Source organism: Streptomyces sp. NPDC002564 (assembly GCF_042889645.1).
In the GTDB taxonomy this organism is placed as follows: domain Bacteria; phylum Actinomycetota; class Actinomycetes; order Streptomycetales; family Streptomycetaceae; genus Streptomyces.
Genome location: NZ_JBIARE010000005.1, coordinates 116,462 through 132,551 on the forward strand (window position 1 = coordinate 116,462; position 16,090 = coordinate 132,551).

A 16,090-nucleotide genomic window follows, 5' to 3' on the forward strand; every position below is an offset into this window, starting at 1 on the left:
GGGCCCGCGATGGCGGCGGTCTGGCGGCGATCTGTCGGTGATCTGTCGGTCGTGCCTGTGACGGTGGGGGCCTCGGCGGCGCGCGACCGCGCGCCGCCCCGAACCGCCGGGAGCCCCGCCATGTCATCCGCACGTCAGGGTCAGCCCTGGGACGTCCACGCGCTGCCGTCGGCCGCAGGCAGGACCTTCCTGGTCACCGGGGGCAACGCCGGGATCGGGTACTTCGCCGCGGAGCAGCTGGCCACGACCGGGGCGGACGTCGTCATCGGCAGCCGCAGCGCGGAGCGGGCCGGGGCCGCCCTCGCCTCGATCCGGGAGCGGGTGCCGGGGGCGCGGGTGCGCCACCTGCCCCTCGACCTCGCCGACCCGTCCACGCTGGTGGGCGCGGCCGAGCGGATCGCGTGCGACCGCCTCGACGCCGTCCTGTGCAACGCCGGGATCGCGCTGGACGATCCGCCGCGCCGGGAGACCGGCGCCGGGCACGAGGTGATGTTCGGGACCAACCACCTCGGCCACCTCGCGCTGACGCGGTGGCTCGCCCCCGTGCTGACCGCGGCGCCCGCCGCGCGGATCGTGACCGTGGGCAGCTTCGCGGCGCGCTCGGAACGGCTCGACCCGGACGACCTCCAGTCGGCCCGCGACTACCGTCCCGCGCGGGCCTACGGGCGCTCGAAGCTGGCGCAGATGACGTTCGCCCTCGAACTCGACCGGCGCCTGCGCGCCGAGGGCAGCACCGTGCTCAGCGTCCTCGCCCACCCGGGCGGAGCCCTGGACCCGCTGACCCCGTCCCGGCCGCGGGTGCACACGACGACCCGCGCGGCGCGGCTGCGCGCCCTCCCGGCCGGACTCCTCGTCCAGGGCAAGCACCGCGGGGCGTGGCCCCTGGTGCGCGCCGTCCTCGACGAGCGGGTCGAGGGCGGACAGCTGTGGGGGCCACGGGTCCTCGGCCTGCGGGGCGCGCCGCGCCTCGAACGGGTACGCCCGCACATGGCCGACCCCGCTACGGCCGCCCTGCTGTGGTCCGCCAGTTGCGGGGCGGCGGGCGTCGCGCCGGACCTGGGGCTCCTCAGGACGGCCGCCTGAGGCGGCGCTGCCGCGGGCCGGCGGAGCGCCCCGGGACCGGAGGCCGGTCTCGGGGCGCGGCGGCGGTGCGTCCTATCCGGGTGAAGCCGCGGCGGTCAGTCTTATCCGGGTGATGCCGCTGATGTAGCGCGCCCCGCAGTGGTCGGTCGGTACCACCAACTGGCTTCCCAGGGAGTCGAGTTCGAGCCCGTCGAGTTCGGTGGCCAGCAGGACGGGCGCGTTGCCGAAGTCCTCGTCGATCTCCGCCCAGGACAGGACGGTGGCGTGCCCGTCCTCGCCGGTCACTTCCAGGAGGAAGCGGGAGCGGTCCTTGCGGCGGGCCGCGTCGAAGCCCGGACCCGCCGTGACGACCACCTCCCGCAGCAGCGGCCCCCGGAACGTGTGCCGCCGGGACCCGCTGGTCGCGCACTCGAAGGTCACGGCGGCCTCCCGCGCGGGCCAGCGCCGGCGCAGATCGGCGACGCTCAGCCGCACCGGCCGGTCGACCGCGCCCACCACCACGAGCCGGCTCGTCCCCATCCCCGTCCCCCTCACCGTCGACTCCTCCGTCTTCGAGGATGCCCACTGAACCGGCCGCGGAACATCGCACGTGTGGGCCCGGTACGAGCTGTCGCCTAGCAACTGCCGTCCACGGCACCCTCGTTCAGCGCGAGCCACACCCGGTCGCGCGTCAGCGGCAGTTCGGTGAAGCGGTGTCCCGTCGCGTCCCGCAGCGCGTTGGCGAAGGCCGGGGCCACCGGGTTGAACGGGCTCTCGCTCATCGACTTGGCGCCCAGCGGCCCGATCGCGTCCCGCGTCTCCATGAAGTGGACCTCGGTGCGCGGCACGTCGGCGTACTGCGGCAGCCGGTAGCGGCGGAAGGCGGCCGTGGTCACCGCGCCGCCCTCGTCGACGCGGACCGTCTCGAAGAGCGTCGCACCGAGGGCCTGCGCGACCCCGCCCTCTACCTGGCCCCTGCACTGCATCGGGTTCATCACCTTGCCCGCGTCCGCGGCGTGCACGCTGCGCAGGATGCGCATCTCGCCGGTGTCCGGGTCGACGGCCACCTTGAACCACTGGGCGTTGAAGGCCACCGAGCGCGGGGTGCCGCCCCAGTGCCCGTCCGCCGTGGTCTCGCCCGCCGCGCCCGCCGCGAGGGCGGCCTCGTGGAGCTCCTTGAGCGGCACGACCCGGCCCGCGCAGTCGAACTCCTCGGCGCCCAGCACGCACAGGTGCCGGGGGACCCCCGTGTAGCGGGCGGCGAAGGTCGTCAGGCGCTCGGCGAGCGAGCCCGCGGCCAGCAGCACCGCCTTGCCCGCCACGACCGTGCCCGCCGACCCGAAGGCGCCCGTGTCGTGGCGCACGACGTCGGTGTCGGACTGCCGCACGGCGAGCCGGTCCGCCGTCGTGTTCAGGGCGCCCGCGGTGATCTGCTTGTGCACGGTCGTCGTGCCGTTGCCGAACTCGGCGGTGCCGACCGCGATGTCGTACGTGCCGTCCGCGAGGAGGCTGACCGTCGCGTCGGCGTAGTGGCCGCCCGGCGGGCCGGTCGCGATCATCGCGAGGGCCGTGCCCTGCCCGACGCGCCACCCCTCGGGCACCCGGTCGTCGCCGGCGTCCTCCGCGATGGCCCGGCGGACCACGGACAGGCACTGGTCCAGGCCGTACGAGGCGATGTGCAGGTCCTCCTCCTCGCCGATGGGGCTCAGCATCGGCTCGCCCGCGCCGATGATGTTGCGCTCGCGGAAGACCAGCGGATCCAGGCCCAGGCGCCGGGCCAGCTCGTCCATGGCCGACTCGACGGCGAAGGTGACCTGGCCGAGGCCGTAGCCCCGGAAGGCGCCCGCGGGAACGCAGTTGGTGTAGACGGAGTAGGCGTCGACCTTCTTGTGCGGGGCGCGGTATACGGCGAAGGACTCGCCGACGCTGTGGAACATCACCGCGGGGCCGTGGTTGCCGTACGCGCCCGTGTTGGACACCACCCGCATCCGTACGGCGGTCAGCGTGCCGTCCGCCCGCGCCCCCGCCTTGAGCGTGATGGTGAACGGATGGCGGGTCGTCGCCCCGTAGAACTGCTCGGCGCGGGTGTACTCCAGCTTCACCGGGCGCCGCAGCCGCAGCGCCGCCAGCGTCACGATGTCCTCGGTCAGCATCTCCTGCTTGCCGCCGAAGCCGCCGCCGACCCGGCCCGCGACCACCCGCACCTCGTCCTCCGGCAGCCCGAAGAGCGCGCACAGTGCCCGCCGGGTCAGGAACGGCGTCTGCGTCGAGGAGCGGACCGTCAGCCGCTCGCCCGACCCGTCCTCCTTGTCCTCGAAGTAGGCGACGCAGCCGTGCGTCTCCAGGCTCGCGTGCTGCACCCGCTGCGTGCGGAACGTCTCCTCGTAGACGACGTCCGCCTCGGCGAAGCCCGCCTCGACGTCGCCGATCTCGCCGTGCACCTCACCGGCCACGTTGTTCCCGACGCGCGCGATGCGCGACTCCGGGCCCTTGCCGGAGTGCAGCACGGGCGCGCCCGGCGCCATCGCCGCCTCCGGGTCGGTCACGTGGGGGAGGCGCTCGTACGTCACCTCGATGCGGCGGCAGCCCTCCTCGGCGGCCTGCTCGCTGACGGCGACCACGGCGGCGACGCGCTGGCCGACGTGACGCACCACGTCGTCCAGGACGCGCGTGTCGTCGGGGTCCTCGGCGGGGCGCTCGTGCCGCGCCGACGAATACAGCACGTCCGGCGCGTCCTCGTGGGTGAACACGGCCTCGACGCCCGGCACCCGCAGCGCCTCGCTGACGTCGACGGCGGTGATCCGGGCGTGCGGGTGCGGGGAGCGCAGCAGCTTCATGTGCAGCAGGCCGGGGACGTCGATGTCGAAGGTGTAGCGGGCGGTGCCGGTCACCACCTGCGGACCGGCCGGGGCGCCCAGGCTCGACCCCACCGCCCTTCCCGCGCAGGGCCGTTCGGTGTGCCGGGTGCCGCGGACGGCGTCCTCGATGGCGCGATAGCCGGTGCAGCGGCACAGGTTGCCCTTGAAGGCGCGCGGCAGGTCGTCCAGCTTGCCGTCGTCGTGCGCGGTGCCCCGCTCGGCCTCGAGGGCCGCCGTGGTCATCAGGAACCCGGCGGTGCAGAAACCGCACTGGAAGCCCTGCGCGTCGAGGAACTTCCGCTGCACCGGGTGGAGTTCGCCCTCCGGCGAGGCGAGCCCCTCGACGGTGGTTACGCTGCGGCCCGCCGCCCGTACCGCCGGATAGAGGCAGCTGTGCACGGGCTCGCCGTCGACGTGGACCGTGCAGGCCCCGCAGTCCCCGGCGTCGCAGCCCTTCTTCACCCCGAACCAGCCGCGCTCGCGCAGATAGGTGCGCAGGCACTGCCCGGGGCGCGGCTCGACGTCGTGCGACTGCCGGTTGATCTCGATCTCGTACGTCATCGGGGGTCCCCCTCGTCCAGTTCCGCGCGGATCTCCTCGGCCAGCCGGAACGCCATGTGCCTGCGCCAGGCGGGCAGGCCGTGGATGTCGTCGAACCAGGCGTCGTCCGGCACGGTCCCGGCGAGCGCCGCCCGCAGCTCGGCGGCCCGCGGCGGCAGCGGGAACCACAGCCGGTAGGGCCGTACGGTCGCCGCGGTGACCGTCAGCGCGAAGGAGCCGTCGTTCGGGTCGAGCACCCCGATCACCAGCGCGCCGGAGCGGCCGAGACCGTACAGGGACGCCTGGCGGAACGCCGTCCGCGCGGCCAGCGAGCGGGCCGGGACGGTCACCGACCGCAGCAGCTCGCCCTCGCCGAGCACCTTGCGGCCCGCGCCGGTCACGAAGTCGGTGACGGGGACGCGGCGCGTCGAGCCGTCCTGCGCGACCAGCAGACAGACACCGTCCAGGGCCGCGGTGAGCGAGATCATCGGACCCGCGGGCAGCGCGTTGCAGAGATTGCCCCCGACGGTCGCCATGTTCCAGATCTTGAACGAGGCGAGGAAGGCCCGGCAGCACTGCTCGACCAGCGGCGCCGCCGCGAGGTCCCACCGCCGTGCCCGGCGCGAGAGCTGCGCGATGGTGCAGGTCGCGGCGATCTCCACGGAGCCGTCCGGCAGTTCGGTGAGCGCGTCCCAGCCCATCCGGCTCAGGTCGACCAGGCGCCGCACCTGCGGCTGCGGCTCCGAGAAGAGGAAGGTGCCGCCGCCCAGCCAGCGGTCGCCGGGCCGCCACGGCACGCGCTCCCGGGCGTCCCGTACCGCGGTGACCGTATGGAGATCCATGGCGTGCGCCTCCCGTGGCGGCCGGCCGCGGGCACGGCCGGATCGGCCTTCCGGGCCGATGTCGAGTGATGAGGCGGCCAGTGAAGCAACGCGGCGCGGAACGGCACGACTGGTGCGGGGCACGGAAAATCCGGCCGGGCCCGGCCCGCCGCTGGTTGATCGTCCAAGGGGGATACCGGCCATCTGCCCTCGCAATTACGATGCTCCAACGCGCATTCACCTGGTGAATGTGAGATGCCGTGTCCGCAGCTCGGCAGGCACACCCGCACCAAGGAGCCACCGCCCATGCACGTCGAAGACCTCCTTCGGCTCACCGCCCTGGACCTGGACCTGCTGTGGGGCGAAGGCCCCCAGCTGACCCGGGAGATCAGCGGCGTCACCGCCACCGACCTGGAGGACCCGACGCGCTTCCTGCAGGCCGGCGAGGTCGTCCTCAGCGGCCTGGTGTGGTGGAGCCCCGCGCAGGGGCGGGCGAAGGCCGACCGGTTCGTCGCGGCGCTGGCCACGGCCGGTGCCGCAGCCCTCCTCGCCGGCGAGGAGACCCACGGCGCGGTGCCCGCCGCCCTCGTCGACGCCTGCAAGGCGCACGGCGTCGCGCTGGTCGCCGTACCGCCGCACACCAACTTCCGCGCCATCATCGACGCGGTCTATCTCCGCCAGTGGGGCGACCTGAGCCGCCGCCCCTCCGACCACCACGCCCTGCCGGAGAACGTCCGCATCGAACTGAGCCGCCTCCTGGAGACCGGCGCGGACGCGGCCACCCTGCTCGACCGCGCCCTCGCCCACCTCGGCGCCCCGGCCTGCCACCTGCTGACCGCCACCGGCCGCACGGTCGCGCGCACCCCCGCCGCCCCGCACCTCTCACCCGACCAGGCCCTGCGGCAGCTCACCCGGCCCACCGGCATCAGCCTGCGCATCGAGACGGACGCGACCGCCTACGACAGCTGGCACCTGTACCTGCACGACCCGGACGAGGCCCCGCCGCGCCTCCTGCACGAGATAGCCGACGTCCTCGCCCGCCACCAGGAGCAGCGCCTGGCCGAGGCGGCCGGGGCCCGGCAGCGGGCCACCGACCTGCTCGCGCTCCTGTCCGCGGCCCGGCCCGCAGGACCCGCCCTGCGGGCCGCGCTGCGCGCCTGCGACCTGCCCGAGGACGGCCCCTTCCACCTCCTCGCCGGGGCAACGGGCACCCACTCCGCGCCGGCCGCCGCCGCGCTCGCCGAGGCGCTGCGGCACCTGCCGGGCGACCCGCCCTTCGCCGTCGGCACCCTCCCCGACGGCACCGCCGCGGCCGTCCTGCACCTCGGCGCACCGGACGCGCCCGCGGAGCCCGCGGCGGACCCGCGGGGCGACCAGCTGCACGCCATCTGGCCCCTGCTGAGCGCCCGTACCCCGCGCACGCCCCTGCACGGCGGCCTGGGCGCCACGGCCCGGCGCGCGGAGGACCTCGCCGACGCCCTCGTCCAGGCCCGCTACGCCCTGACCGCCGCCCGCACCGAGGCGCCCCGGCGCGGCGTGCTGACCCGCACCGACGACATGACCTCGCTCGGCGCGCTGCTCGCCGGCGTCCCCGAGGCCGTGCGGAACGCGTTCACCACCCGCACCCTGGGCCCGCTGACCGACGAGGACGACGCCTCCCGGCGCACGCTGCTGCACACGCTGGAGACCTTCCTCGCGCACCACGGCTCCTGGGCGCGCACCGCCGAGGCCCTGCACCTGCACGTCAACACCGTGCACTACCGCATGCAGCGCATCGAGTCCCTCACCGGCCGCGACCTGGCCCGCCTCGACCACAAGCTCGACCTGTACGCGGCCCTGCGCTGCCGCTGACCACGGCCGCCCCGGCTAGCGGGGCGGCCGGTCGACGTACACGTTCGTCGACTTGACCCGCGCGGTCACCGTCGAGCCGACCTCGATGCCCAGCTCGTCGACGGCCTCACGGCTCACCACGGACACCACCCGGTGCGGGCCCGCCTGGATCTCCACCTGCACCAGGACGTCGTCGCCGCGCACCGCCGTGACGATGCCCGTGAGGGAGTTGCGCACCGAGGTGAGCACGTCGTCGGGCACGGGGTGGGCGCCGCGCGCCCGCTCCTCGGCGAAGGCGGCCAGGCTCACCCCGTCGATCAGCCGGTTCCCCGAGCCGTCGCGCTCCACCCGCAGACGACCCGCGTCGCCCCAGCGCCGTACGCTCTCCGGACTCACGCCGAGCAGCCGCGCCGCCTGGCCGATGCTGAATGTGGGCACGTGCGCACCCTAGCGCCGGGCCGCCCCTCGATCCCCCGCGGCGTCCCGCGCATGGCGGGGGCGCCGCGGACAGCCGGCCGGTGCGGTGGGTGGGGTACGTCGGGGTCCGCGGCCACCTCCGTGCCGGGCAGGAGGCATGATCGGATCCATGGACCAGCGCGACGACGACGACCCCGGCAGCAGCGACCCCGACGACGGCGAGTCCGGCAACCAGGGTCCCGGCAACCACGGTCCCGGCGACGGCGAGTCCGGCAACCACGGTCCCGGCAACAGCGGCCCCGACGACGGCGGCCCCGGCAACGGCTACCTCCTCGACAACCGGCAGTCCGAGGCGGGCGAGCGGTTCGGCGCCCTCGCCGACCTTTTCGACGCCTCCACCTTCCGCCACTTCGACCGCCTGGGCGTCGCGGCGGGCTGGCGCTGCTGGGAGGTGGGCGCGGGCGGACCCTCGGTCGTGCGGGGCCTGGCCGAGCGGGTCGGGCCCACCGGACACGTCCTCGCGACGGACATCGACACCACCTGGACGGCCGCCGCCGACCTGCCCCAGGTCGAGGTCCTGCGGCACGACGTCGCCGCCGACGAGCCGCCCCCGGGCCCCTTCGACCTGGTCCACGCCCGCCTCGTCCTCGTCCACGTCGCCGACCGCGACCGCGCCCTGCGCGCCATGACGGCCGCCCTGCGGCCCGGCGGCCGGCTCCTCCTGGAGGACGCCGACCCCGCCCTCATCTGCCCCGACGAGCACGGCCCCGCACAGCGCCTGGCCAACAAGCTCCGCCACGGCTTCCGCGCCCTGCTCGCCCAGCGCGGCGCGGACCTCTCCTACGGGCGCCGCCTCCCGCGCCTGCTGCGCGAGGCGGGCCTGACCGACATCGAGGCCGATGCCTACTTCCCCGTCTCGGGTCCCGCCTGCGCGGCCCTGGAGGCGGCCACGGTGCGCCAGGTCGGCGGCCGGCTCGTCACCGAGGGTCTCGCGACCCGCGCCGAGGTCGACACCCATCTCGCCAACATCGCGGCCGGCGGCCTCGACCTTGCCACCTCCCCGATGATCTCGGCGTGGGGCCGCGCGCCCCGCTGAGGCCAAGCCCCGCCCGTTCACCAAGCCCCGCCCGTTCGCCGTGCCCCGGGCGGCCGGGTGCGCGAGGCTGGAAGACGGACGCCGCCACGACGTACGCCCGCGCCCCGCGGCACGGCGGCCGGAGGTGCCGATGTCGATGGAGCCCGTGACGGCGCTGGAGCGGATCGCCTTCCTGCTGGAGCGCGGCGGCGCCCCGACCTACCGGGTACGCGCCTTCCGCACCGCGGCCGAGGTGATCGCCGAGCTGCCCGGCGGCGAGGCCGCGCGCCGAGCCGCCGACAGCTCCCTGGAGGCGCTCAAGGGCATCGGCCCCAAGACCGCGGGCGTCGTCCGCGAGGCGCTCGCCGGTACCGTGCCCGGCTATCTGGACCGGCTCGAACAGGAGGCGCTCGCGCCGCTCGCCGAGGGCGGCACCGCGCTGCGGGCCCTCCTGCGCGGCGACTGCCACCTGCACTCCGACTGGTCGGACGGGGGCAGCACCGTCGAGGCGATGGGCCGCGCGGCCCGGGAGATCGGCCACGAGTGGGCCGTGCTCACCGACCACTCGCCCCGGCTGACCGTGGCCCGCGGCCTCTCCCCGGAGCGGCTGCGCGAGCAGCTCGACGTGGTGGCCGCCCTCAACGAACGCTGGGCGCCCTTCCGGCTGCTCACCGGCATCGAGTGCGACATCCTCGACGACGGCTCCCTCGACCAGGAACCCGAACTGCTCGACCGGCTCGACCTCGTGGTCGTCTCGGTGCACTCCAAGCTGCGCATGGACGCCCCCGCCATGACCCGGCGCCTGGTCACCGCCGTGAGCGACCCCCGGTCCGACGTGCTCGGGCACTGCACCGGCCGGCTCGTCACCGGGCGCGGCAGGCCGGAGTCGCGATTCGACGCGGACGCGGTGTTCGCCGCGTGCGCCGCCGCGGGCACCGCGGTCGAGATCAACAGCCGCCCCGAACGGCTCGACCCGCCCCGCCGCCTGCTGCGCCGCGCCGTGGCCGCCGGCACCCTCTTCGCCGTGGACACCGACGCGCACGCACCCGGCCAGCTCGACTGGCAGATCATCGGCTGCGGGCGCGCCGAGGAGTGCGAGGTCCCGCCGGAGCGCGTGGTGAACACCTGGACGGCGCAGCAGGTCCTGGCGTGGACCCGGGGGCACCGGGGCGCCGCCTGAGCGCGGCGCGGGGCGGGTGTCGGCGCGGGGCGGTCAGACCAGCTTCGGGCGGAGCAACTCCACGTCCTGCGCGGACAGTTCGACCCCGAAGAGGTCGGCGAGGACCCCCGGCACCTCGTCCGCCGTCAGCTCTCGGTGCTCGACGGGGACGGGCGCGCCCGGCCTGACGGTGGTCAGTGTGCGGTGGTCCAGGGTGTGCAGCCGGTCTGGGAGCAGCCGCTGCGCGTGGACGCGGTCGCTGAAGGGGGAGTGCGGGCTCGATGCGCCGAAGTGGTTCGACGTGCGCAGGTCGGCGGGGTACTGCGGGTTGAGCGTGAACGTGTGGCGGACCAGCCAGCCGTCGCCTGCCGTGTCGGTGAGGCCGTCGCCCTCGCGCACCGGCTGCAGCAGGGCCCATCCGTCCGCGCCCGGGGTGACTTCCGCGCGCCGCAGCCGGTACGCCCACACGCCGTCCGAGAGGTCCTGCGCGTCCGTCAGCTCGATCGGCTCCAATGGACTGGCGCCGAACCCGATGTCGCTCAGCCAGCGCCGCCCGTCGAGCTCCAATACCGCCATGGCGTGCGACTCCGCCCTGATCTTGTCCGAGCCCATCCGCACCCGGCCCTGGACCACGAAGAACCGGAAGCCGAGACGCTCCAGGGCCGCCGCGTAGAGCGTCACGTGTTCGTAGCAGGTGCCGCCGCGCCGGCCGCCGATCAACTTGGCCTGGACGGAGGCGAGGTCGAGCGGCCGGTACTTGCGCAGTACCGCCTCCACGTTCTCCCAGCGCACGGTGAGCACATGGGCCCGGTGCAGGGACCGCAGCGTCGCCAGGGTGGGAGCACGGTCCCCCTCGTGGCCGAGGTGGGCCAGGTAGGCGTCGAGGTCGAGTGCGTCGCCGTTCCACATGCGGGGGTGTCTCCTCGGGTCGTGCCGCCGGGCGGGCGTCGGAAGTCTTTCGTACGTCATTTCGTACGTCATGTGGAGCGATCGTCTCCGCGCGGCTATTCCGTCCTGACCTGGTCCTTTGGTCCTCGGCCCGAGGGCGTAGGACGCCGTGGCGCACTGTCGGGGGAGCCTGGGCGACGGGTCCGCTCTCGTGCGACCCCGGGTCGGCGTACCCGATCTTTTGTAGCTTCTGCCCGTACGGGCCCGCCGCCGCGTGTGGAGAGACTGCCGGAGTCCGGATCCGGACACCACCACGGGAGGAACGCGCCATGAACACACAGCAGATCTACGACGGGATCGGTGAGGCGTTCGAGGGCTTCAAGGCCCTGCCGCTGGCCCGGTACGTGGAGGCGCCGAGCTTCCTCGGCCTGGTCGGGGACGTCACCGGCAAGAAGGTCATCGACCTGGCCTGCGGCACCGGCTTCTACAGTCGCGAGCTGAAGCGGCGCGGTGCGGCGGACGTGTACGGCATCGACATCTCCGGCGAGATGATCGGCGTCGCGCGGGGTATCGAGGAGGGCGCCCCGCTGGGCGTGCGCTACGAGGTCGGCGACGTGGCCGGCATGGCGCCGACGGGCGGGCCGTTCGACGTGGCGACCGCGGTGATGCTGCTCAACTACGCATCGACCGTCGACGAGTTCGAGGGCCTGTGCCGCGCCGTGCACCAGAGCCTGCGGAGCGGCGGCGAGCTGTTCATGCTCCACCAGACGCCGGACTACGACTTCGCCGGGCCCTCGCCGCGGCCCTACGGCTTCCTCACGGAGCGGACCGGCGAGGAAGGCGGCACCGGACCCCGGGTGCGCACCACCGCGCTGCTCGGGGACGCGCCGATCTCCTTCGTCTCCGGGCTGGCCCGCCGCGACGTGTTCGAGACGTGCCTGGCCAGGGTCGGCTTCAGCGAGATCACGTGGGTGCCGACCGAGGTGTCGGCCGCCGGGATCGCCGCGTACGGCGAGGAGTTCTGGGCGGACTACCGGGCCAACCCGGCGTTCGAGATGCTGCGCTGCCGCGCCTGACGGCGGACCGGGACGGTCCCGCGGCCCGGCTCCTCCGGCATCCGCCCGGACGGTGCCGGGTCGTTGCGTGGCGGGGGAGGGGTCAGGCCCTGGCGTGATGCCGGTCGTCGTTCTCCGGCGTGTCGCCGTCCCTCGGGGCGAGGGCGCGGTCGGCCTCGTCCCGGGCGAGCAGGGAGAGCAGTGAGGCGACCGAGAGGCCGGATTCGGCGGGGTGGCGCAACACCTTGCCGGGGTCGATCCGGTACGTGTTGCTCCGGCCCTCCCGCGTGTGGGAGAGATACCCGTCCTGTTCGAGGTCCGCGATGATCTTCTGGACGGCCCGCTCCGTCAGTCGGCAGTGGGCCGCGATGTCGCGGATCCTGGCGCTGTGGTCGTCGGCGATGGCCGCGAGCACGCGTGCGTGGTTGGTGAGAAACGTCCATCCGGTATGCGGCTCCGGCACTCCATCCATGCCTCAACTCTATGACGAGACATACATGCCTCCAAAAACACGTACTCAGTTTCCGGTATTGGTTGACGGGTGTGAGGGGTGAGGGCAGCCTTGGAGCGGCGGTAGCCAGCGAGGAGAAGGAGAGGTCATGCCGGAACCCGCGTTCCCTCGGTCGTCCCCCGCATCGGTGCAGGTCGGTCCGGTGTCCGCCGGTGTCAGGACATGCGTGGCGCTGCGGGGGGAGATCGACCTCAACGCCGCGCACCGGCTCCGCCCCGAGCTGTACACCGCCCTCGGCCGTTCGACCGGTGGTCTCGAACTGGACGTGAGCGAGGTGGAGTTCTGCGACTGCTCCGGCCTGAACCTCCTCCTCCGCCTCCACCAGCAGGCCGTCGCGCAGGGCAAGACCATCACCATCGCCGTCAGCAGCCCCGCGGTGCGCCGACTGCTCGAACTGACGGGCACCCGCGGGCTGTTCGGTCCCGTCGCCGCATCCGGGAACGGCACGCGGCCGGTGGACGGCGCGGACGCGCAGTGCCCGGTCGTGCACGAACTGAGCCGCAGCGAGGAGTCCGGCGAGGACCTGCGCGCCGTGGTGTTCCAGCTGGAACGGGCGATGGCGACCCGGCCGACCATCGACCTGGCCCGGGGCATCCTGATGTCCTCGTTCGGCCTGAGCCCCGAGGCGGCCTGGGAAGTCCTGGTCGCCACCTCGCAGAACACCAACACCAAGCTGCACCTGCTGGCCGGGGACGTGGTCGGCACCGTACGCGGCAGCGCCCTGCCCGACCTCATCCGCACGCAACTAGAGGCCGCGATCTCCCGATCGAACAGAACCCGCCGCGCGGCCCCGGCCGCGGAGCCCTAGGGCCTACCGCGGCGGGTGGAGCCTGCGGAAGTAGGTCCAGCTCGTCTCGTTCGGCTCGGTCCAGTGTTCCGGGGCCCGGGCGAACTCCGGGTGGTGGCCGGCGACGTAGGCGCGGGTGCGCTCGGGGACCTCGTCGTACGCGGTGAGCTTGCGGCCCCGGCAGTGGAAGGTGAGGCCGCCGGGCCGCTGCCCGCGGGCCATCCACGGCAGCCAGGGGGACATGCGGGTCCACGACATGGTGGCGGGCACCCCCGGCGCGTCACCGGCCAGATCGGCGCGGTCCGCGAAGAACTGGAAGAGCTCCAGCGCCTTGTACGTGTCGCCGGCCGAGTGCAGCGGGTACTGCGCCACCGGCAGCGGCGAGGGGTAGGAGAGGGGGATCTCCATGCTGAAACACACCTGGGCGCCGAGCTCCGTGGTCGGTATCGGGAAGGGACGCCACTTCTGGTTCGCCGGGTCGTTCCAAATGTGTACCACCGGCCGGTCCTGCCAGGTGTCGAGGATCTCGCGGCTGGCGGGGTCCAGATAGAACCCCGCCTCGCGGGTGAGCAGCCGGTACGCGTCGGGGCCGGCGTCGGCGTCCTGCACCAGACGGGCCACGTTGATCCCCTCGAAACCGAAGAGGTGCCGGTAGGGCTCGTCGGGCGACCAGGAGTGCACGTCCCCGGTCCACCAGTACGTGACCTCCTCGCCGTCGAGGGAGGCCCGGGTGCGGGCGAAGGCACGGAGCTGCTCTGCTGGTGTCGTCATACGAGTACTGTGCGCCGCCGGGAACGCGAGGGCACGGCCGGGGCGGACGTGGCCGGGGGGACGTGGCCGAAAGGCGCCCCGGCACCGTCGGCGCGCACCGCCCTCACGCGCCGTGGCGCGGCGGAGCGGTCCCGCGACCGGCGTACCGGCCAGGGGGGATCCCCACGACGCGCTTGAAGTGGCGGTTCAGGTGGGCCTGGTCGTAGAAGCCGACCGCCGTCGCCACCTGCGCGGGCGGCATCCCGTCGAGCAGGAGCCGACGCGCGCGCTCGACCCTGCGGGCCATCAGGTACTGGTGCGGGGCGATGCCGAACGCCGAGCTGAAGGCCCGCACCAGATGGGTGGGGTGGGCGTGCACCTGCCGCGCCGCCTCGCCCAGCGTGACGCCGTCGAGCACCCGCTCGTCCAGCAGCTCGCGCAGGCTGTGCGCGACCCCGCCGCGCGGCTCCCGGACCCCGGCCCGCGGCCCGGCCCGCTCCCCGGGCCGCAGATGGCCGCGCAGCCGTTCCCCGACCAGCGCGAGGCGGCTCTCCGCCTCCAGCTCGTCGCCCCGCAGCGCCAGCGCCGCGTGCAACTGGCCGACGCGCCGGCGCAGCAGCGGATCGGTGATGTCCGGGTCGTCCACGGCGGGGCCGATGAGGGTCTCGTCGAGCAGCGGCGCGTCCAGGTACAGCACCCGCTTGCGGAAACCGTGCGCGGTGGCGGGGGAGCCGTTGTGCGGCACCTGCGGCGGCAGCAGCGAGACGGTGTCGCGCGGTGTGCCGCGCTCCCGGCGTCCCAGGTCGTAGCGGACCGCGCCGTCGTCGACGATCAGCAGCGTCCACACGTCGTGGACGTGCATCGGGTACGCGTGCTCCGTGAAGTGCGCATGGAAGACCTCCACGACGCCCGCGACCCGCGGGCGCCACGCGGAGACCTCCTGCGACGACGGCACGCCAAGAACGTACAAGACCCACGGCCTCCGCGGTCGGCAGCCTGGGACGCATGACGACCGACACCACGCCCGGCACCAAGCCCGACACCGCGACCGACAACGCGTTCGGCGCACCCGTACGTTTCGACACCAAGATCGCAGTGCTCCTGCGCGACGACCTGGAGACCTGGCAGCGGCTGAACGTGACCGCCTTCCTGGTCAGCGGCCTCGGCACCGAGGTCCCCGAGGTCGTCGGCGAGCCGTACGCCGACGCCGACGACACCCCGTACCTGCCGATGTTCCGCCAGCCGGTGCTGGTCTTCGAGGGGACGAAGGAGGCGGTGACGGCGGCGCACCGCCGCGCCCTGTCCCGCGAGCTGCCCCGAGCCGTCTTCACCTCGGACCTCTTCGCCACCGGCAACGACCGGGACAACCGGGCGGCGGTACGGGCCGTGCCGGGCGAGGGCCTCGACCTGGTCGGGGTCGCCGTCTACGGGCCGCGCAACGCGGTCGACAAGGTGCTCAAGGGCGCGCGCATGCACCCCTGAGCCCGGCCCCGCCGGTCCGCCGGTCCGCGACGGCCGGGCGGTCGCCCCCTACGCGGGCCGGTAGGCGCGCAGGAAGGTCCGCACTCCCTCGACGACCAGGTGGCGGACCCGGGGGTCCTCGGCCGCGTTCGCGGAACCGAGCCGGTCCAGCGCGACGCCGAAGACCAGCGCGATGAACTGGTCGGCCGCGAGGCGGGGGTCCGGGACGACGAGCAGACCGGCCGCCGCCAGCGCGGCGAGCCGCTCGGCGATGGCCTCGTCCGGGGCGTCGGCCATGGAGTTGTAGCCCCGGTGCGGCAGGTGGTCGGACTCCGCCTGCACCAGGCGCTGCAGCGTCGCGTACTCGGCGGAGCCGAGCATGTCGGTCGAGATCCGCATCGCGAACGTGACCAGCGCGTCCTCCAGTTCGGGGGCCTCGACGGGGCCGGTGAGGGTCTCGTCGAGGGTGCGCCGGATCGTGTCGATCATCGAGGCGCCGACCCCGTCGACCACGGCCCGCAGCAGCGTGTGCTTGTCGCCGAAGTAGTCGTAGACCGTCCGCTTGGACACCCCGGCGCGGGCGGCGACCGCGTCGACGCTGGAGCGGTCGAACCCGTCGGTCAGGAACAGCTCCCGCGCCGCGGTGAGGATCGCGGTCCGCTTCTGCGCGGACCCCTCGCGCAGCGGTTTCGTGGTCGGTTTCGTCGGCATGGGCACATCCTAGCCATTCCGCACTACACCGTGCAGTGTTACTACACTGCACGGTGTAGTGTAGTTTCGCGTCGGGGTCCGTCGGGGTCCGTCGGGGTCCGGCAAGGCCCGGCGAGATCCGGCAACGACCGAAGCGATGGCGAAAGCAGCCGGAAGCGACGACCG

Annotated in this window: 16 protein-coding genes; 7 read left to right on the top strand and 9 right to left on the bottom strand. The window is 74.2% G+C overall.

What is annotated here, in order from left to right:
* Positions 1-120: 120 nt before the first annotated feature.
* Entirely contained in the window at positions 121-1,083 is a 963-nt protein-coding gene (locus tag ACFYXE_RS19325) for an SDR family NAD(P)-dependent oxidoreductase (RefSeq protein ID WP_389313849.1), read from the top strand.
* Positions 1,084-1,155: 72 nt separating this feature from the next.
* Here ACFYXE_RS19325 and ACFYXE_RS19330 read toward each other — a convergent pair whose 3' ends face one another.
* The 3 genes from ACFYXE_RS19330 to ACFYXE_RS19340 form a co-directional block, all read right to left on the bottom strand.
* On the bottom strand, positions 1,156-1,602 hold the full coding sequence (locus ACFYXE_RS19330; RefSeq protein ID WP_389313851.1) for a molybdopterin-dependent oxidoreductase: 447 nt from the start codon (positions 1,600-1,602) through the stop codon (positions 1,156-1,158).
* Between the two features lie 95 nt (positions 1,603-1,697).
* Positions 1,698-4,481: a molybdopterin-dependent oxidoreductase gene (locus ACFYXE_RS19335; protein ID WP_389313853.1), complete on the bottom strand. Its 2,784-nt coding sequence runs from the start codon at positions 4,479-4,481 to the stop codon at positions 1,698-1,700.
* Complete coding sequence (locus ACFYXE_RS19340) at positions 4,478-5,302, bottom strand: FAD binding domain-containing protein (RefSeq protein ID WP_389313855.1); 825 nt, start codon at positions 5,300-5,302, stop codon at positions 4,478-4,480. The genes ACFYXE_RS19335 and ACFYXE_RS19340 overlap by 4 nt, the downstream gene beginning before the upstream one ends.
* A 285-nt stretch (positions 5,303-5,587) precedes the next feature.
* Here ACFYXE_RS19340 and ACFYXE_RS19345 point away from each other — a divergent pair, with 285 nt between their 5' ends.
* Positions 5,588-7,132: a helix-turn-helix domain-containing protein gene (locus ACFYXE_RS19345; RefSeq protein ID WP_389313857.1), complete on the top strand. Its 1,545-nt coding sequence runs from the start codon at positions 5,588-5,590 to the stop codon at positions 7,130-7,132.
* Between the two features lie 15 nt (positions 7,133-7,147).
* Here ACFYXE_RS19345 and ACFYXE_RS19350 read toward each other — a convergent pair whose 3' ends face one another.
* Positions 7,148-7,549, bottom strand: coding sequence for a helix-turn-helix transcriptional regulator (locus ACFYXE_RS19350; RefSeq protein ID WP_361171574.1), 402 nt, complete (start codon positions 7,547-7,549; stop codon positions 7,148-7,150).
* A 136-nt stretch (positions 7,550-7,685) separates the two neighbouring features.
* On the opposite strand from ACFYXE_RS19350, the gene ACFYXE_RS19355 reads away from it, so the two are divergent.
* Entirely contained in the window at positions 7,686-8,624 is a 939-nt protein-coding gene (locus ACFYXE_RS19355; protein ID WP_389313859.1) for a methyltransferase domain-containing protein, read from the top strand.
* A gap of 136 nt (positions 8,625-8,760) precedes the next feature.
* The gene (locus tag ACFYXE_RS19360; protein WP_389314655.1) at positions 8,761-9,783 is read left to right on the top strand and encodes a PHP domain-containing protein; all 1,023 of its coding nucleotides are present in this window, start codon (positions 8,761-8,763) and stop codon (positions 9,781-9,783) included.
* Positions 9,784-9,816: 33 nt separating this feature from the next.
* On the opposite strand, the gene ACFYXE_RS19365 is transcribed toward ACFYXE_RS19360, so the two are convergent.
* The gene (locus ACFYXE_RS19365) at positions 9,817-10,671 is read right to left on the bottom strand and encodes an arylamine N-acetyltransferase (protein ID WP_389313861.1); all 855 of its coding nucleotides are present in this window, start codon (positions 10,669-10,671) and stop codon (positions 9,817-9,819) included.
* A 308-nt stretch (positions 10,672-10,979) separates the two neighbouring features.
* Here ACFYXE_RS19365 and ACFYXE_RS19370 point away from each other — a divergent pair, with 308 nt between their 5' ends.
* Complete coding sequence (locus ACFYXE_RS19370; RefSeq protein ID WP_389313863.1) at positions 10,980-11,726, top strand: class I SAM-dependent methyltransferase; 747 nt, start codon at positions 10,980-10,982, stop codon at positions 11,724-11,726.
* A gap of 82 nt (positions 11,727-11,808) precedes the next feature.
* On the opposite strand, the gene ACFYXE_RS19375 is transcribed toward ACFYXE_RS19370, so the two are convergent.
* On the bottom strand, positions 11,809-12,177 hold the full coding sequence (locus ACFYXE_RS19375) for a MarR family transcriptional regulator (protein ID WP_361171562.1): 369 nt from the start codon (positions 12,175-12,177) through the stop codon (positions 11,809-11,811).
* A 127-nt stretch (positions 12,178-12,304) separates the two neighbouring features.
* On the opposite strand from ACFYXE_RS19375, the gene ACFYXE_RS19380 reads away from it, so the two are divergent.
* Complete coding sequence (locus ACFYXE_RS19380) at positions 12,305-13,024, top strand: anti-sigma factor antagonist (RefSeq protein ID WP_389313866.1); 720 nt, start codon at positions 12,305-12,307, stop codon at positions 13,022-13,024.
* 3 nt (positions 13,025-13,027) lie between these two features.
* Here the strand turns inward: ACFYXE_RS19380 and ACFYXE_RS19385 are convergent, their stop codons facing one another.
* A complete protein-coding gene (locus ACFYXE_RS19385; protein ID WP_389313868.1) occupies positions 13,028-13,774 on the bottom strand; it encodes a DUF1838 family protein in 747 nt (248 codons plus the stop codon).
* A gap of 103 nt (positions 13,775-13,877) precedes the next feature.
* Positions 13,878-14,708, bottom strand: a complete 831-nt coding sequence (locus ACFYXE_RS19390) for an AraC family transcriptional regulator (protein WP_389313870.1) — start codon at positions 14,706-14,708, stop codon at positions 13,878-13,880.
* A 50-nt stretch (positions 14,709-14,758) separates the two neighbouring features.
* Here ACFYXE_RS19390 and ACFYXE_RS19395 point away from each other — a divergent pair, with 50 nt between their 5' ends.
* A complete protein-coding gene (locus ACFYXE_RS19395) occupies positions 14,759-15,235 on the top strand; it encodes a DUF2000 family protein (RefSeq protein ID WP_389313872.1) in 477 nt (158 codons plus the stop codon).
* Positions 15,236-15,283: 48 nt separating this feature from the next.
* Here ACFYXE_RS19395 and ACFYXE_RS19400 read toward each other — a convergent pair whose 3' ends face one another.
* Positions 15,284-15,925 carry a TetR/AcrR family transcriptional regulator gene (locus ACFYXE_RS19400; RefSeq protein ID WP_361171553.1) on the bottom strand — a complete coding sequence of 214 codons (642 nt, stop codon included), beginning with the start codon at positions 15,923-15,925 and terminating at the stop codon, positions 15,284-15,286.
* Positions 15,926-16,090 lie beyond the last annotated feature (165 nt).

Excerpts from the sequence above, each read along its gene's own strand:
- ACFYXE_RS19365 (WP_389313861.1), bottom strand. The coding sequence starts at position 10,671 with ATGTGGAACGGCGACGCACTCGACCTCGACGCCTACCTGGCCCACCTC.
- ACFYXE_RS19375 (WP_361171562.1), bottom strand. The coding sequence starts at position 12,177 with ATGGATGGAGTGCCGGAGCCGCATACCGGATGGACGTTTCTCACCAAC.
- ACFYXE_RS19395 (WP_389313872.1), top strand. The coding sequence starts at position 14,759 with ATGACGACCGACACCACGCCCGGCACCAAGCCCGACACCGCGACCGAC.
- ACFYXE_RS19325 (WP_389313849.1), top strand. The coding sequence starts at position 121 with ATGTCATCCGCACGTCAGGGTCAGCCCTGGGACGTCCACGCGCTGCCG.
- ACFYXE_RS19355 (WP_389313859.1), top strand. The coding sequence starts at position 7,686 with ATGATCGGATCCATGGACCAGCGCGACGACGACGACCCCGGCAGCAGC.
- ACFYXE_RS19360 (WP_389314655.1), top strand. The coding sequence starts at position 8,761 with ATGGAGCCCGTGACGGCGCTGGAGCGGATCGCCTTCCTGCTGGAGCGC.
- ACFYXE_RS19340 (WP_389313855.1), bottom strand. The coding sequence starts at position 5,302 with ATGGATCTCCATACGGTCACCGCGGTACGGGACGCCCGGGAGCGCGTG.
- ACFYXE_RS19400 (WP_361171553.1), bottom strand. The coding sequence starts at position 15,925 with ATGCCGACGAAACCGACCACGAAACCGCTGCGCGAGGGGTCCGCGCAG.
- ACFYXE_RS19345 (WP_389313857.1), top strand. The coding sequence starts at position 5,588 with ATGCACGTCGAAGACCTCCTTCGGCTCACCGCCCTGGACCTGGACCTG.
- ACFYXE_RS19330 (WP_389313851.1), bottom strand. The coding sequence starts at position 1,602 with ATGGGGACGAGCCGGCTCGTGGTGGTGGGCGCGGTCGACCGGCCGGTG.
- ACFYXE_RS19370 (WP_389313863.1), top strand. The coding sequence starts at position 10,980 with ATGAACACACAGCAGATCTACGACGGGATCGGTGAGGCGTTCGAGGGC.
- ACFYXE_RS19380 (WP_389313866.1), top strand. The coding sequence starts at position 12,305 with ATGCCGGAACCCGCGTTCCCTCGGTCGTCCCCCGCATCGGTGCAGGTC.
- ACFYXE_RS19335 (WP_389313853.1), bottom strand. The coding sequence starts at position 4,481 with ATGACGTACGAGATCGAGATCAACCGGCAGTCGCACGACGTCGAGCCG.
- ACFYXE_RS19385 (WP_389313868.1), bottom strand. The coding sequence starts at position 13,774 with ATGACGACACCAGCAGAGCAGCTCCGTGCCTTCGCCCGCACCCGGGCC.